Raw genomic sequence first — 14,488 nt, 5'->3', positions numbered from 1 at the left:
ATAAAAACTTAACATTGACAATGTATGTCAGTCCTTCAATATTGCAGTCTATATATAACTGAAATACACAAGGACTACGAATGCGTGAAAGGCATGCCTGACCGTGTGCCGGCCAAGCAGGGCGTATTCGTAAAAACACGCAGAGGAAGGTATGATCAAGCCGGATTTTGAAAAAATGAAAGGACTTGTCCCGGCAATCGCGCAGGATGCCGAAACTGGAGAAGTACTGATGATGGCCTACATGAACGAAGAGTCATGGAATAAAACCATTGAAACCGGTGAAGCCCATTATTGGAGCAGAAGCAGGCAGACTCTCTGGCATAAAGGCGGAACTTCAGGTCATGTCCAGAAGATAAAATCCATCCGCATTGACTGCGATGATGATACATTGGTTCTGCTCATTGAGCAGATCGGCGGAGCCGCTTGCCACAAAGGTTACAGAAGCTGCTTTTATCGTGAACTTAAAGACGGCAAAGTAACTGAATGTTCCCCAGTCGTTTTTGATCCCAAGGAGGTCTACAAATAATGTCTCAGAAATTAAAACTCGGTGTACCCAAAGGCTCGCTTCAGGATGCTACAATCAAACTTTTTGCAAAATCAGGCTGGAAGATCGGTCTGCACCACCGCAATTATTTTCCTGATATCAATGACGAAGACATCAACTGCTCCATGTGCCGCGCACAGGAAATGTCCGCTTACGTTGCCAGCGGAACCCTTGATGTAGGTCTGACAGGAAAAGACTGGATTCTTGAAAATGATTCCGATGTTGTAGAAGTCTCAAGCCTTGTTTATTCAAAAGTCAGCAACCGCCCCGCACGCTGGGTTCTCGCTGTAGCAGGAGACTCTCCTTACAAAAGGCCTGAAGATCTCGCCGGCAAAAAAATTGCCACCGAACTTGTTAACGTAACCAAAAATTATTTCAAATCACAGAATATCCCTGTTGATGTTGACTTCTCATGGGGCGCAACAGAAGCAAAGGTTGTTGAAGGACTCTGTGACGGTATTGTTGAAGTTACCGAAACAGGTACCACTATCAAAGCCCACGGCCTGCGCATTATTGCCGAGGTCATGCAGACCAACACAAGACTCATTGCCAACAAAAAAGCATGGGAAGATCCGTGGAAGCGTAAAAAGATTGAAAAAATCAATCTTCTCCTTCAGGGAGCGCTGAAAGCTGAAAAGATGGTCGGTCTTAAAATGAACCTTCCCAAAGATAATCTTGATTCAGCTATGAAGATTCTCCCGAGTCTGAACTCCCCGACTGTTGCCGAACTTTCCGACAACAAATGGATTTCTGTTGAAATCATGGTTGACGAAACAGTTGTTCGTGATCTCATCCCCGAACTCAAAGAGCTCGGAGCTGAAGGCATAATCGAATATCCCCTTAACAAAGTTATCTAAATCGCATAAGACCCGGGGGAAGCTTACTCAAACTTCCCCCGGATATAAGCATGTTTAAAATAATTCTGCTCGTCATAGTACTGTTCCTTATCTTCGGCTTCGGCAAAAAGATAAAGCGAAGAAGTACCGTCAATATAAATACCATCCTGCTCGCTGCTCTGGTGGTCCTTTTCCTTATTTCCATAGTCAGCAGATTTCAGCACTGAACACGACATCGGCAACCAGCCGCTCTGTTGACATGTAATACTTTTATTTAAAAAGTTTACATGCAACATCATACCCACTGCCATATTCAATTAAACATCTTTTAAGCATACAAAAAAAGACCTGACCAACAAAAACGAGTTTATGTCGTCATGCAGATCAGGTCTTAACTTTAGAATTTAATTAAAATTCAGAATATATCTTGGATTATAGAACAGGCAGATAATTTTCAATTTCGTATTCAGTTACCTGAGTACGGTATTGATCCCATTCTTTTATCTTATTATTATAAAAGTTTGTGTGGATATGATCACCAAGGCATTCACGCACCATTTCACTATTGCGCATTTCAATGGCGGCCTCATAAAGACTTCCGGGAAGAGCGGTAATGCCATGTTCGGAAAGTGTCGGAGCATCCATAGCGAAGATATTCTCTTCAACAGGATCCGGCAGTTCATATCCCTCTTCAATTCCTTTGAGCCCTGCAGCAAGCATTACGGCAAAGCTTAAGTATGGATTTGCTGCCGGATCAGGTGAGCGCAGTTCCATTCTGGTAGCGGCTTCCTTTCCGGGCTTATACATGGGAACCCTTACCAGAGCGGAACGGTTTCTCCGTGCCCAGGCAACGTAAACCGGGGCTTCGTATCCCGGAACAAGACGCTTGTATGAATTGACCCACTGATTTGTTATGCAGGTGAATTCAGGAGCATGTTTCAGGATACCGGCTATGTAGCTCTTGCCTTCAGCTGTCAGGTGGTACTCGTCATTGGCATCAAAAAATACATTTTTGCCGTTTTTAAAGAGTGACTGGTGAACATGCATTCCCGAACCGTTTTCGCCAAAAATAGGCTTGGGCATAAAGGTGGCATATATACCGTGCTTACGGGCAATTTCCTTGACCACAACGCGGTAGGTCATGGCAGTATCAGCCATTTTCATACCCTCAGCATAACGCAGATCTATCTCATGCTGGCTGGGGGCAACCTCGTGATGACTGTATTCTATGGGATAACCCATCTGCTCCAGTGAGAATATGATATCGCGGCGGACATCATTACCAAGATCAAGCGGTGGAGCATCAAAGTATCCGCCACGATCGATTATTTTTGTTCCCTTCTCATCTTCAAAAAGGAAAAATTCCAGCTCAGGTCCTACATAATAGGTGTAACCGCGTTCAGCTGCTTTTTCCAAAGCACGTTTAAGAACCCAGCGGCTGTCACCTTCATAGGCACTTCCATCAGGCTTCTGAATGTCGCAGAACATGCGTGCTACAGGCCTGTCTGTAGGTCTCCACGAGCAGAGCTGAAAGGTTGTCGGGTCAGGGTAGGCAATCATGTCAGACTCTTCAATTCTGGTAAAACCAAGAATTGAAGATCCGTCAAAGCCCATTCCTTCCTCAAAGGCACCTTCAAGCTCTTTGGGAGTAATCTGAAAACTTTTAAGGGTTCCTAAAATATCAACAAACCAGAATTGGACAAAACTGATATTGTAATCCCTGACAGCTTTTAAAACATCATCCGCGTTTTTGCAGTTAAAAACAGGAGCAGCCATCTAATTAAACCTCCTAGATTCAATTAACCGACCTCAAACCGGCACAGGGAAGCCATTTTAATGAACCACCCTTATTCATCGGTCGGCATATTTAAAATTCCCTTGTTGAAATGAAACACTTCAAGTGCGGGGAGTATACCTGATTGTTTTCGTTCTTTGCAATTTTAAAATGACTTCTCAAATATCCGAATAGGGCATGCAAAAAACATAAAACCTTTAAAATTAGCTTATGATAGTAACATCTAATTATTTTAATAAATAATTACGGATAATTATCAAGAGTGCCGCTTTTAGATAAAGATAAAGGATAAAGCAAGGCAAAATATTTAATTAATCAGCACGGCATAAAAAAAGTGCCGAACTCAAAAGAGAATCCGGCACTTTAAAATATTTTCAACAACTCGGCCTACTGCCCGTAATAAGAATCCCTTGCATCACGGAAAAACTTCAAAAGAAAATCCCTGTTCTGCTGAACTGAGTTGATATCCAGACGTTCAAAAAAGGCTACCAGATTTCCTTTCGGAGTTTTGGTCTTTTTGAAGTGCAGTTCATGAATTTCAGCATTGCTCTTGCTTGATGTCAGCACCCAGTTTTCCGAATCACGCCTCCAGACATGTGAAGCAGAATCAGCCGCTTCGGTTGAAGAAACGAAAGTCAGCAGGCCACGCAGATTGAAAGGGTTGCCCTTCGCACCCGGCATACCCAGAAAATCACCTTCATCGGATCTTATAACCACGGGAAGCTCCAGAAGATCCTGATCAGGAACGAGAACTTCATTTTCCCTTTCTATTCTGTAACTTTTATCGTCACCATCATTTCCGCGTATGGTGACCAGCTTGGCTTTAACCTTCCCAGACTGCGGGGTAACTGGAGCTGATTCATTCTTTTCGAGAAGATCATTTAAAATACTCGAATTGCGATCCTGTATCTCAAGAAGCTCGCTAAGTTTTTTCTCAACTCTTTCCACACGCTTTTCAGCTTTTGCCTGCGCTGTTACCAATGCAGCCATTCCATTCATCATCTGTGAGCTGAGCTTTAAAAGCTGCTCCATATCCTTGGGTCCGAGGCCCTGATCCTTTTTAATTGTCGATAAGCGATGATTATCATCAACTACATTAAATTCATGACTAAGTTTTTCAGAAATCTGTTTTACCGATAAGCCATCACCAAAGAGTTCACGGATTCTCAAACACACATCCGCAGCCTTTTTTTCAAAACGAAGAGGCTTTCCGTGTCCGGCAACAGGAATGTATTCTCCGAATTTTTTGCGGTAACTTTTGATAGTTGTAACCGAAACTCCAACAATTTCTGAGAGATTTTTATGGGTGAGTGTTTCAATCTTCATAGTGACTATCCAATGTTAAAATTTTGTCTTTCGCACAAGCTGGCTGGAAAATTTAGTGACACGATAAAACCTGATCGGGGAAAATATATATTCAGTACTTAATTGAAATATAGATATTTAAGATTTGATACTTATCGATAATCGATAATCGTCACTCCGGTCAAGAATATTGATTTACTCTTTTAAAAAAAACAATGACAAAACTTAAGAACGTGTTAATAAGACAGTAATTTTAGGTAAAGATGATTCGTATGTTAATCTATTGACTTGACACACATCTCCATACGCGGGAAAAGTGCCGCACGCCAAATTCCGGCTATCAGCCATATTTATGCACCGGTATGAATCACTAATTTAATAATCCATTAATTCAACTTTTCAAAAACAGGCAATAAATTGAAAACTCTCGTTACCGGTTCAACCGGTTTGATAGGTTCAAACCTCATACCCATACTTTCAAAAAGAAATCATAAAATTAAAGTTATAGTCAGAAAGCGTTCAAAAGCACTCCACTTAAAAAAATATGGTGTTGAAATAGTTGAAGGCGATATCTGCGACAAAAAATCAATAGAAACAGCTATGCAGGATTGCGGCTACCTCTTCCATCTTGCAGCTGATTACAGGCTCTGGGTTCCTGATCCCGCTGAGATGTATCGCGTCAATGTGGAAGGAACACGAATGCTGATGCAGAAGGCACTAGAATTAGGCCTTAAAAAAATAGTTTATACATCAAGTGTCTGCACTCTTGGATGCTCTGATGACTACAGCCAGATTGATGAAAATTTTCCTTCTTCAATAAAGGAAATGATCAGCCCCTATAAAAAGTCCAAATTTATGGCTGAAAGTGTAGTCAAAAAAATGATTACAGAGCAGAATCTTCCTGCTGTGATTGTAAACCCGTCAACCCCTGTTGGTCCGGGTGATTCACGTCCTACTCCCACAGGAGCCATGATTCTTGATACAGCCAGAAAAGGCGGCAGGTTTTATGCCAGAACAGGGCTGAATATTGCCCATGTGGAAGATATCGCAATGGGTCATTTGCTGGCCCTTGAAAAGGGGCAGCCCGGTAAACGCTATATTCTCGGTGGAGACAACCTGACACTTAAAGAACTTTTCCTCCTCACCAGCAGGATAGCTGGTAAACCGGAACCGCTTATAAAGATACCCTCGGCAATACTCTATCCTATTGCTTTTATATCAGAAATTCTGGCAAGAATCGGGTTCATTAAAGAACCGGCAGCTACTCTTGACAGCATCCGCATGGCCCAGAAAACCATGTTTTACAACTGCAAAATGGCCGAAGAAGAGCTTGGATACAAACACAGACCTGCTGCGGAAGCGGTACTTGATTCAATCAACTGGTTCAGGGCGAATGGAATGTTGTAATTTTCAATAATCATAACCGAATTAATCTGACTATTTTTTTCAAACTGTCAGTGTTTCGCAAGTTGCATTTCATTCATTATTATTGCAAAAAAAAGTATGATTGATATATGAAATCAATTCAAAAGGATAATTCAGCACAGAAGGGTGAATGAAAAAACGACTACTGCTCACTATCTCAGCCATTTCAGGGTATATTATTATCCTGCTGCTGATTTACCATTTTGAATCAGGTGGTGATAACCCGAGCATTAATTCTTTTTTTGATGCAGCGTGGTACTCCCTTGTGACCCTGACCACTGTCGGTTACGGGGATATGTATCCCGTAACCATTCCCGGAAAAATTTTATCATCAATTCTGATACTCTCCAGTCTTGGAATACTCGGTTATCTCATAGGAAAAATTACTGAACACTTTCAAATATTAAGCGAGAGGCGAAAAATGGGGCTCGATGGGACTAAATTCACCAACCATGCGGTTATACTGGGATGGAATGAATTCTCCGAAGGAGTAATCACACAGCTTGCAAATGCCAAAAAGAAGACCTGCATAATTACAGACTCTAAAGATGATATTGATATAATCCGCGAAAGATTCCCGGAAGAGATGGTCTTTCCTATTTTTTCAGACCCGGGCGGCAGAGAATGTCTTGTAAAAGCCAATGCCACCAAGGCCGCAAGCATTATGCCCTGCCTTGGAGATGACACCAAGAATCTGGTTTTCATCTTAAACGCACGCAAAGATTTTCCCAACCTTTCTTACATCGTCATGCTCGACAATGCCGAACTCAAAGAAACTTTCATAAGTGCCGGAGTTACCTACACCATATCAAGAAACGAGGTTTCTTCAAAAATAGTTGCCAGCTATACATTTGAACCGATTGTAGCCAAGTTCAGTGAGGAGCTTATATCCACTGAAGCAGCAGAAGATGACTGCGGGATACAACAATATTTCATAAAAAAGGATTGCAGATTTGTCGGTAAGGATTTTCAGGAAATCTTTACTTATCTTAAATCAAACATGAATGTAATCGCCATAGCCGTTAATAAAAAGACAGAGTCAGGATACCAACTGATAAAACTCCCCGAAGAGTCACTCACGTTGAGCTACGGGGATTATATTGTAGTTATGACCTCTGCCAGATCAGTAAAAAATCTGGAAGCCACTATGGGATGCAGAGAAGGTTTGTATTATTCTGAAAGTTTTATCGATAACAACTAAGAACTTGATTTATAAAAAAATATTATAATATAACTTATCGATAATCTTTCATTTCACAAAAGAAAATGTCAGTAGAATAAATATTAATCCCAATTTTTTTTAAGCAGAAATTTATAAGATCTTATACCGTGAACCATTTCAGCCAGCTTGGATGGAAGCGATTTAAAAAATATTTTAAATGACAAATGCTTTAAAAGCCTCTGAGCATAGAAAAGAGCCCAGCGCAGTCTGTTTGAGTAAACAAGCTCGGGTATTACAAATTTTTCAAGACGCTCACGGTACTGCTTTTTAGGATCAAGACCACTAAGCATACTTCCGGCCAGAGACTCGGCAACATATCTTCCTGTCTGGATGGCATAAAAAATTCCCTCGCCAAACAATGGTTCGACAAGACCTGCGGCATCTCCAACAAGAAAAGTTTTTCCGTAGTAAGGATTTTTTATGTAATTTCCGTATGGAAGCGGAAAACCGGATAATTTTATTGACTCAGGGTCATTTATTCCCTGTGAACGCAAAAAATCCATAAATTCAGCCTTAAAATTACAAGTGTGGCTATTTAACCCACCAATACCCGCAACAACTTTTCCTTTTCCCGGAAACACCCATCCATATCCGGCTCTTAAACAGCCGATATATATTTCAGGAGCTTTAACTTCACGGGGATATTTATCAGTATCTATGGATACTTCTATTGTTGAAGCCAGATTACTTCGCCATTTTTTTTTATCAAAAGGAAGCAATCTTCTGATGGTGGAATTAACACCATCGGCAGCAATCAGATATTCTCCACGGAAAATTCTCCGTGAAGCTGTTTTAACTTCGGCATCGAACGCATTGCACTCCACAACCTGCTCACCGGGGAAAAAAACAGCGCCGGCTTCTATGGCCCTGTCCAGCAGAACTTTATCCATGACCATGCGGTCCACAAACCTGAACGGAACAGGACTTTTTCCATCTCTTATTTTTTTATCACGGTAGTTTACGGAGTAATCAGAAGATTCACTAAAAACAATGCCGAGCTTAAATAGATCTTCCACTTCATAACCGTATAACCGCTTGAAAAGATCAACCGATTTAACGGTCAGCAATCCGCCGCAGAGCTTCTTTCTTGGAAAGGAACACTTATCCAGAAGTGCAACCCTGTATCCCCTGTCAGCCAGAATAAATGCAGCTGTAGATCCGGAAGGTCCGGCCCCAGCTATAACTACATCAAATTTACCTGACACTGACTCTCCCTTAATAATTATTATTGACTGTACTCAATTGGAGTCTTACGACCAAAACAGCTCCAACTTAATAACCTTGGTATGCGAACTTGTGCAAGACGCATAATACGAAGAGAATGAAAAATAGACAAATTGAAGCAATAGTATTCGACTTTGACGGAACTCTGGCCCACCTGACCATTGATTTCGAAAAAATGAAAAGCAGGCTCAACGATCTTGCCAATGTCTTCGTTGACGACATGCCTGATGCACAGGACTATCCGGCTCTGGAATGGATAGAAAAAGTTTCAGGTTATATCAAGGAATCTGATCCGGAAACCGGAAAACAGTTCAATACACGGTGTCGCTTTCTAGTGACTTCCATGGAAATTGAGGCTGCCCAGAATGGTGGTATGTTTTCCTACTCTGTACCACTGCTTAAAATGCTGAAGAATGAAGGTATAAAAACCGCTGTAATCAGCAGAAACAGTGCTTCGGCAATAAAAACAGTGTGCCCCGAAATAACAAAACTCAATGAATGCGTTCTAGCCCGCGAAGATGTTAAGCTTGTAAAACCAAATCCTTACCATCTCAATAAAGCACTTGAACTGCTGGGCGTATCAAAAGAAAATACGATCATGGTCGGCGACCATCACATGGACATTCAAACCGCTAAAAATGCCGGAACAATGAGTGCCGGAGTTGCCAGCGGAAGAATAAGCATTGAAGAACTTAAAAAATCAGAGCCCGATTTTGTAGCCGAAACTTGTGAAGACCTTGTGCTACTGCTGCGTGAAAATAATCTTTTATAAATTATTAGCAAGACAGATATAAAAAAGCCTGAGGCCGAAGATTTTTTCTTCGGTCTTTTTTTTAACATTATGAAGCTATTGCCGGGTGGATATGGCAATGGTATTAATAAAATAAAATTTTAACGGCGGTCACGATTTTGGAAGATTCACCACGCAGATTTGCTTTCTATTCAATAGCAGCATCAATAATCACATTGGTTATGAAATTCGGTGCTTATTTCATAACGGATTCTGTCGGAATACTTTCAGACGCTCTGGAATCCACCGTTAATCTTGTTGCGGCATTATTTGCGCTTGCCGCAATAACCATCGCCATGCATCCTGCGGATAATGCCCATGCCTACGGACACGGAAAAGCCGAATATTTTTCAAGCGGTGCAGAAGGAATGCTGATTTTATTCGCCGCAATAGGAATTATATACGCTTCGGTTGAAAGATTCATTTCTCCAATGCCCCCCAAAAATCTTGAAGCAGGTCTGCTTGTCGCTCTGGTGGCTGGCGGTGTAAATTACATTACAGCGAAGGTCATGCTTAACGGAGCCAGAAAGTATGACTCAATTACCCTTGAAGCTGATGCTAAACACCTTATGACCGATGTCTGGACTTCAGCAGGTCTTATCGCAGGAATGGCGATTATGCTTTTCACTCCCCCGGAGTGGTCAATTTTAGACCCTGTAATTGCCATCATTATGGCTGCCAACGTAATTTTTACCGGATTTCAGCTGCTCACAAAATCCTATTCAGGACTAATGGATAAATCACTGCCTATTGAAGAGCTTAAAATTATTGATGACTGCATTCGCAAATCAGTCACCGGAAAAGCTCTTTACCACGGGCTTAGAACACGGAAATCAGGATCAGCCAGATTTATTGATTTCCATTTTCTGCTTCCGGGAAAAACATCAATCTCCGAATCTCACTACATCTGTAATGAAATAGAAAAGTATATCAAAGAAGAGCTTGGAAAAGAGACTCTTGTAACTATTCATGTCGAACCAATGGAAAATGAAGAGTCCTATGACTGTGAGGAAACAGGTGGGTTATGCAGCACCAAAATACGTTTTGATATTGACTACAAGTGTGAAAAATAAAACCGGAAGCAGATGCCTTAAAGACCTGATTCCGGTTTTTTAAAAAATCATATTTTCAGGACTACCACTTGTTTAAATGAATCCTTTCCTCTTTAAACCTGTCCTTGGGTTTAGATTCCTGTGCAGGCCAGCCGACAACAAGAAAAGCATGGGGAATTACATTTTCAGGAAGGTTGAATTTTTCGGTAAATCCTTTCACCCGGGCATCATTGTTATAAACTCCGGTCCACACGGCTCCCAAACCTTTAGCATGGATTGCAAGAAGAATATTCTGCACAGCGGCAGCACAATCCTGAACCCAGAATCCGGGATATTTTTCAAGGCTGAGATCACCGCAGACCAGAATGCCTAAAGGAGCCTGACCGGCCATGGCTGCATAAGGATTTATATCCTTAACGGAATCAAGAATTTCACGGTCGTCAACAACGATGAACTGCCAGGGCTGTGCATTTCCAGCACTTGGAGCCATCATTCCGGCACCTATAATCTCTTTTATTAATTCAGGTGAGATATCCTTTCCCTGTTCATATTTACGAATACTACGCCTGTTATAGATAGCTTCAAAAACATCCATTTCTATTCTCCCTGTATTTTTTATTAATACAAAATTTATTTTAGATAATAATTTCTGCTGTTATCCTAAAATTAAATTTTTTTTACAAGCAGGCACTAAAAAGTAACCTTGATAGAATATAAGTAACACTTCCATTAAAAATTATAATATTTAAAATATAAACCGATATTTTCCATTTTCCTTGACCGAACTCTTTTTTTTGATACTATTTAAGTACTAATTCATTTTTTATAAACGCATAATCAAGTTGAAAATCATCTTCTTTAATTAAACACGGAGGTTATATGAGTCTTAACGATCAAGAAATAAAAAACAAAATTATAGAGTTATATCCCGAAATTAAAAAATTCGGTTTAGAAATTAAAGCTGAATTCAGTACCGATAAAAACGCATGGCTTGTTACCTTAAAAAAAGGTGAAAAAACTCTGTACACGCATATAGAAAGTGAAGATGCAAGAAGATGCGTTGACGGTGAAAAATGTGTTTATTTCGGAAACCAGCTCATGGGATTCATAGATGCGTACTGCACTGGAAGCAGCGCATGCAGCATCTGATATTAAATAGCACACTCCCTCATCCGCACTGTCGTAAGTGCCTACCAACTTACTGACAGTGATCCATCTCCCGGCCTGCCGGTATATACTGGCGGGCCGGATTTTTTTGGGTTACACCTGACCCTGTATCCATCCACAAATTACTCGCATAAATAAAATCTATTAAGAATCTTGGACAACATTAAAGAATATATCCAGTCACTTCTTGCATCCCCGACCATGGGTGATCAGGTTGTAGACCACCGTAAAATATCAGGGAATAAAGCAACTTTTTCAGACCCGCGCCGACCATGGCCGGCGGGGATTTCCAATATGCTGGCTTTAAAAGGAATAGATAAACTCTATTCACACCAGAGCATAGCTGCGGACTATGTGCGCGCCGGAAGAAATGTTGTTGTAGCCACCCCTACGGCCAGCGGCAAAACCATGACTTACAATCTTCCGGTTATGGAACAGCTTTTACGCGACCCGGAAAGTCATGCGCTTTACCTTTTCCCTTTAAAAGCTCTAGCTCAGGACCAGCTGAAAACTTTTAATGAACTTGCCGCGTATCTTCCTGAAGACAGACGCCCGCATGCCGCTATTTATGATGGGGATACAACACCTTACAAGCGCAAAAAAATGCGCGACAATCCCCCGAATGTAATTTTAACAAATCCGGAAATGCTCCATTTATCCATGCTTCCATACCATGAACGCTGGATGAAATTTCTTGCCGGACTCACCCATATAGTTGTCGATGAAGTCCACACCTACAGAGGCATAATGGGTTCGAATATGGCAATGCTTTTCAGAAGACTGCTTAGAGTTTGCAGCTACTACGGAGCTGAGCCATCATTTGTATTTTCTTCCGCAACTGTTGGAAACCCTGCGGAGCTCTGCAAGAGTCTTACAGGCCTTGAAGTCACGGCAATAACTGAAAGCGGAGCAGCATCCGGAGACAGAAATTTTGTTTTTTTCAATCCTCAGGTAAGCCCATACAGTGCCGCAATACAGCTCCTTAAAGCAGCTCTGGCCAGAGGCCTGAGAACAATTGTCTATACCCAGTCAAGAAAGATGACTGAGCTGATTTCAATGTGGGTAAACGAGAAAGCCGGTGATTATAAAGACAGGATAAGTGCTTACAGAGCTGGTTTTCTGCCGGAGGAAAGGCGTGAAATAGAAGCCAGAATGTCCTCTGGAGAACTGCTGGCTGTAATATCAACAAGTGCTCTTGAACTCGGAATTGACATCGGCGGACTCGATCTGTGCATAATGGTCGGTTACCCCGGATCAGTCATGGCTACATTGCAGCGTGGCGGCCGAGTAGGCAGAAGCAACCGTGAGTCGGCTGTTGTTCTTATCGGACAGGAAGATGCCCTTGATCAGTATTTCATGAGAAACCCGGATGACTTTTTTTCAAGACCACCGGAATGTGCGGTGTTGAATCCCTATAATCCGGTTATAATGGAACGTCACCTTATCTGCGCCGCAGCGGAAATGACGATGCGAGAGGATGACCGTCTGCTGCGGGAAGCCCAGGTAAGAAAAAGGGTTGAAGAAATGGAGCAGGATGGAACTCTGCTTAGAAATGGCCGCGGTGACGAAATATATTCCAAAAGAAAAAGACCTCACCGGGAAGTTTCACTGCGCGGTTCAGGCGGCACCATACATATTGAGGATGCTGACAGTTCACAGCCTATCGGCACAATTGACGAAATAAGGTCTTACAGCGAAGCCCATGAAGGAGCGGTGTATATTCACAGGGGTAATACATACCGCATTACAGAAATGGATCTGGCCTCCAGAACCATAAAAGCTAAAAAAGAAAGAGTCGGTTATTACACCCGCGCAAGAAAAAATAAATCTACCGAAATAATAGAAATATACTCCCAAAAAGCAGTTTTCGGATGTGTCATGCGTTTCGGAAAACTACGGGTAACGGAAAAAATAACAGGATACGAAAAACGTGCTTCCAAGGGAGGACAGCTTCTTGGAATTGTTCCACTCGATCTTCCTCCTGTAATATTTGATACTCAGGGCTTGTGGATAGAAATTTCTCCGGACCTTAAAAGAAAAGCCGAAGATGAATTTATACATTTCATGGGTGGCATTCATGCCGTTGAACATGCTGCTATAGGAATTATGCCGCTGATGGTTCTGGCCGACCGTAATGACCTTGGTGGAATATCCACCCCGATGCATGAACAGGTCGGCGGTCCGGCTGTATTTATTTATGACGGAATGCCCGGAGGGGCCGGACTGACTATGCAGGCGTTCGATGAATCCGAACAATTATTGAAAAAAACATTGCAGACTATCAGTGAATGCGAATGTGAACTGGGCTGCCCTTCTTGTGTTCATTCACCAAAATGCGGTTCCGGCAACAGGCCTATTGACAAAGCAGCATCCATATTCATACTCGAAAATATCATAAATGCAGATTCACCAGCAGCCTCGGAGGTCAATAAATTGGATCTTAAACCTTTTGGCGAAAAAATAGAAAAGCCTGTCCCTGAACCCGAAAATTTCGGAGTTCTTGACGTTGAAACAAGGAGATCCGCTCAGGATGTAGGAGGCTGGAACAGAGCTGACCGCATGGGAATTTCAATAGCCGTTCTTTATGACTCAAGAACAGATCAGTTTTATGATTACACTCAGGATATGATTGGCGAGCTGGCTAAAAGGCTTGAAGAACTGGATCTTGTGATAGGCTTTAATATAATAGGTTTTGACTACAAGGTATTAACCGGAGTTTACCCTTATAAATTTAAGGAAGTACCCACTCTTGATCTTTTAAAAACAGTACACGAACGTCTTGGATACAGACTTAAACTTGATAATATTGCCAAGGCAACTTTGAATTCTGCTAAAAGTGCAGACGGACTGAAAGCTCTTGAATGGTGGAAAGAAGGAAAACTTGATCTCATAACCAAATATTGCCGTCAGGACGTTACGGTTACAAGAGATGTATATCTATTTGGGAAAGAAAACGGATATATCTTATTTACTAACAAAGAAAAGAAAAAAGTACGTCTACCTGTCAACTGGTAATTTTAATAATAATATATTTTTATATTCCTCCAATGCTTATTATAATTTTTAAATAATGTCTTATAATCATAAATTTATAATTCCATAATCATCCTCTTTTTTGAAACAATATT

The 14,488-nt window shown here is 41.5% G+C and carries 13 protein-coding genes; 8 read left to right on the top strand and 5 right to left on the bottom strand.

Annotation, left to right across the window (positions count from 1 at the left end):
• The first annotated feature begins 151 nt into the window (after positions 1–151).
• Positions 152–526, top strand: a complete 375-nt coding sequence (gene hisI, locus G496_RS0104860) for a phosphoribosyl-AMP cyclohydrolase (protein ID WP_027178294.1) — start codon at positions 152–154, stop codon at positions 524–526.
• Positions 526–1,401, top strand: coding sequence for an ATP phosphoribosyltransferase (hisG, locus tag G496_RS0104855; protein ID WP_027178293.1), 876 nt, complete (start codon positions 526–528; stop codon positions 1,399–1,401). The genes hisI and hisG overlap by 1 nt, the downstream gene beginning before the upstream one ends.
• A 23-nt stretch (positions 1,402–1,424) precedes the next feature.
• On the opposite strand, the gene G496_RS21060 is transcribed toward hisG, so the two are convergent.
• The 3 genes from G496_RS21060 to G496_RS0104840 form a co-directional block, all read right to left on the bottom strand.
• Positions 1,425–1,616: a hypothetical protein gene (locus tag G496_RS21060; RefSeq protein ID WP_027178292.1), complete on the bottom strand. Its 192-nt coding sequence runs from the start codon at positions 1,614–1,616 to the stop codon at positions 1,425–1,427.
• Between the two features lie 196 nt (positions 1,617–1,812).
• Entirely contained in the window at positions 1,813–3,156 is a 1,344-nt protein-coding gene (locus G496_RS0104845; protein ID WP_027178291.1) for a glutamine synthetase family protein, read from the bottom strand.
• A 406-nt stretch (positions 3,157–3,562) separates the two neighbouring features.
• Positions 3,563–4,501 carry a MerR family transcriptional regulator gene (locus G496_RS0104840; protein WP_027178290.1) on the bottom strand — a complete coding sequence of 313 codons (939 nt, stop codon included), beginning with the start codon at positions 4,499–4,501 and terminating at the stop codon, positions 3,563–3,565.
• 396 nt (positions 4,502–4,897) lie between these two features.
• Between G496_RS0104840 and hpnA the strand changes: the two genes are divergently transcribed.
• Together hpnA and G496_RS0104830 are read left to right on the top strand one after the other, a co-directional pair.
• Positions 4,898–5,887, top strand: coding sequence for a hopanoid-associated sugar epimerase (gene hpnA, locus G496_RS0104835; protein WP_027178289.1), 990 nt, complete (start codon positions 4,898–4,900; stop codon positions 5,885–5,887).
• A 148-nt stretch (positions 5,888–6,035) separates the two neighbouring features.
• Positions 6,036–7,106: an ion channel gene (locus G496_RS0104830; RefSeq protein ID WP_027178288.1), complete on the top strand. Its 1,071-nt coding sequence runs from the start codon at positions 6,036–6,038 to the stop codon at positions 7,104–7,106.
• Positions 7,107–7,189: 83 nt separating this feature from the next.
• On the opposite strand, the gene G496_RS0104825 is transcribed toward G496_RS0104830, so the two are convergent.
• Positions 7,190–8,332: a geranylgeranyl reductase family protein gene (locus G496_RS0104825; protein WP_027178287.1), complete on the bottom strand. Its 1,143-nt coding sequence runs from the start codon at positions 8,330–8,332 to the stop codon at positions 7,190–7,192.
• A 116-nt stretch (positions 8,333–8,448) separates the two neighbouring features.
• Here G496_RS0104825 and G496_RS0104820 point away from each other — a divergent pair, with 116 nt between their 5' ends.
• Positions 8,449–9,123 carry an HAD family hydrolase gene (locus G496_RS0104820; RefSeq protein WP_027178286.1) on the top strand — a complete coding sequence of 225 codons (675 nt, stop codon included), beginning with the start codon at positions 8,449–8,451 and terminating at the stop codon, positions 9,121–9,123.
• A 137-nt stretch (positions 9,124–9,260) separates the two neighbouring features.
• The gene (locus G496_RS0104815) at positions 9,261–10,214 is read left to right on the top strand and encodes a cation diffusion facilitator family transporter (protein WP_027178285.1); all 954 of its coding nucleotides are present in this window, start codon (positions 9,261–9,263) and stop codon (positions 10,212–10,214) included.
• A 61-nt stretch (positions 10,215–10,275) separates the two neighbouring features.
• Here the strand turns inward: G496_RS0104815 and G496_RS0104810 are convergent, their stop codons facing one another.
• Positions 10,276–10,788: a nitroreductase family protein gene (locus G496_RS0104810; RefSeq protein WP_027178284.1), complete on the bottom strand. Its 513-nt coding sequence runs from the start codon at positions 10,786–10,788 to the stop codon at positions 10,276–10,278.
• Positions 10,789–11,072: 284 nt separating this feature from the next.
• Between G496_RS0104810 and G496_RS0104805 the strand changes: the two genes are divergently transcribed.
• Both G496_RS0104805 and G496_RS0104800 read left to right on the top strand, forming a co-directional pair.
• Complete coding sequence (locus G496_RS0104805; RefSeq protein WP_027178283.1) at positions 11,073–11,342, top strand: hypothetical protein; 270 nt, start codon at positions 11,073–11,075, stop codon at positions 11,340–11,342.
• Between the two features lie 219 nt (positions 11,343–11,561).
• Positions 11,562–14,375 carry a DEAD/DEAH box helicase gene (locus G496_RS0104800; protein WP_084407490.1) on the top strand — a complete coding sequence of 938 codons (2,814 nt, stop codon included), beginning with the start codon at positions 11,562–11,564 and terminating at the stop codon, positions 14,373–14,375.
• The last annotated feature ends 113 nt before the right edge of the window (positions 14,376–14,488 follow it).

The organism is Maridesulfovibrio bastinii DSM 16055 (assembly GCF_000429985.1).
GTDB lineage: Bacteria > Desulfobacterota > Desulfovibrionia > Desulfovibrionales > Desulfovibrionaceae > Maridesulfovibrio > Maridesulfovibrio bastinii.
The sequence above is the reverse complement of the archived record's forward strand: the minus strand, read 5'-3'. Positions and strand labels throughout refer to the sequence as shown.

Coding starts and splice junctions, on each gene's coding strand:
- hisI (WP_027178294.1), top strand. CDS start 152: ATGATCAAGCCGGATTTTGAAAAAATGAAAGGACTTGTCCCGGCAATC.
- hisG (WP_027178293.1), top strand. CDS start 526: ATGTCTCAGAAATTAAAACTCGGTGTACCCAAAGGCTCGCTTCAGGAT.
- G496_RS21060 (WP_027178292.1), bottom strand. CDS start 1,616: ATGTCGTGTTCAGTGCTGAAATCTGCTGACTATGGAAATAAGGAAAAG.
- G496_RS0104845 (WP_027178291.1), bottom strand. CDS start 3,156: ATGGCTGCTCCTGTTTTTAACTGCAAAAACGCGGATGATGTTTTAAAA.
- G496_RS0104840 (WP_027178290.1), bottom strand. CDS start 4,501: ATGAAGATTGAAACACTCACCCATAAAAATCTCTCAGAAATTGTTGGA.
- G496_RS0104830 (WP_027178288.1), top strand. CDS start 6,036: ATGAAAAAACGACTACTGCTCACTATCTCAGCCATTTCAGGGTATATT.
- G496_RS0104820 (WP_027178286.1), top strand. CDS start 8,449: ATGAAAAATAGACAAATTGAAGCAATAGTATTCGACTTTGACGGAACT.
- G496_RS0104810 (WP_027178284.1), bottom strand. CDS start 10,788: ATGGATGTTTTTGAAGCTATCTATAACAGGCGTAGTATTCGTAAATAT.
- G496_RS0104805 (WP_027178283.1), top strand. CDS start 11,073: ATGAGTCTTAACGATCAAGAAATAAAAAACAAAATTATAGAGTTATAT.
- G496_RS0104800 (WP_084407490.1), top strand. CDS start 11,562: ATGGGTGATCAGGTTGTAGACCACCGTAAAATATCAGGGAATAAAGCA.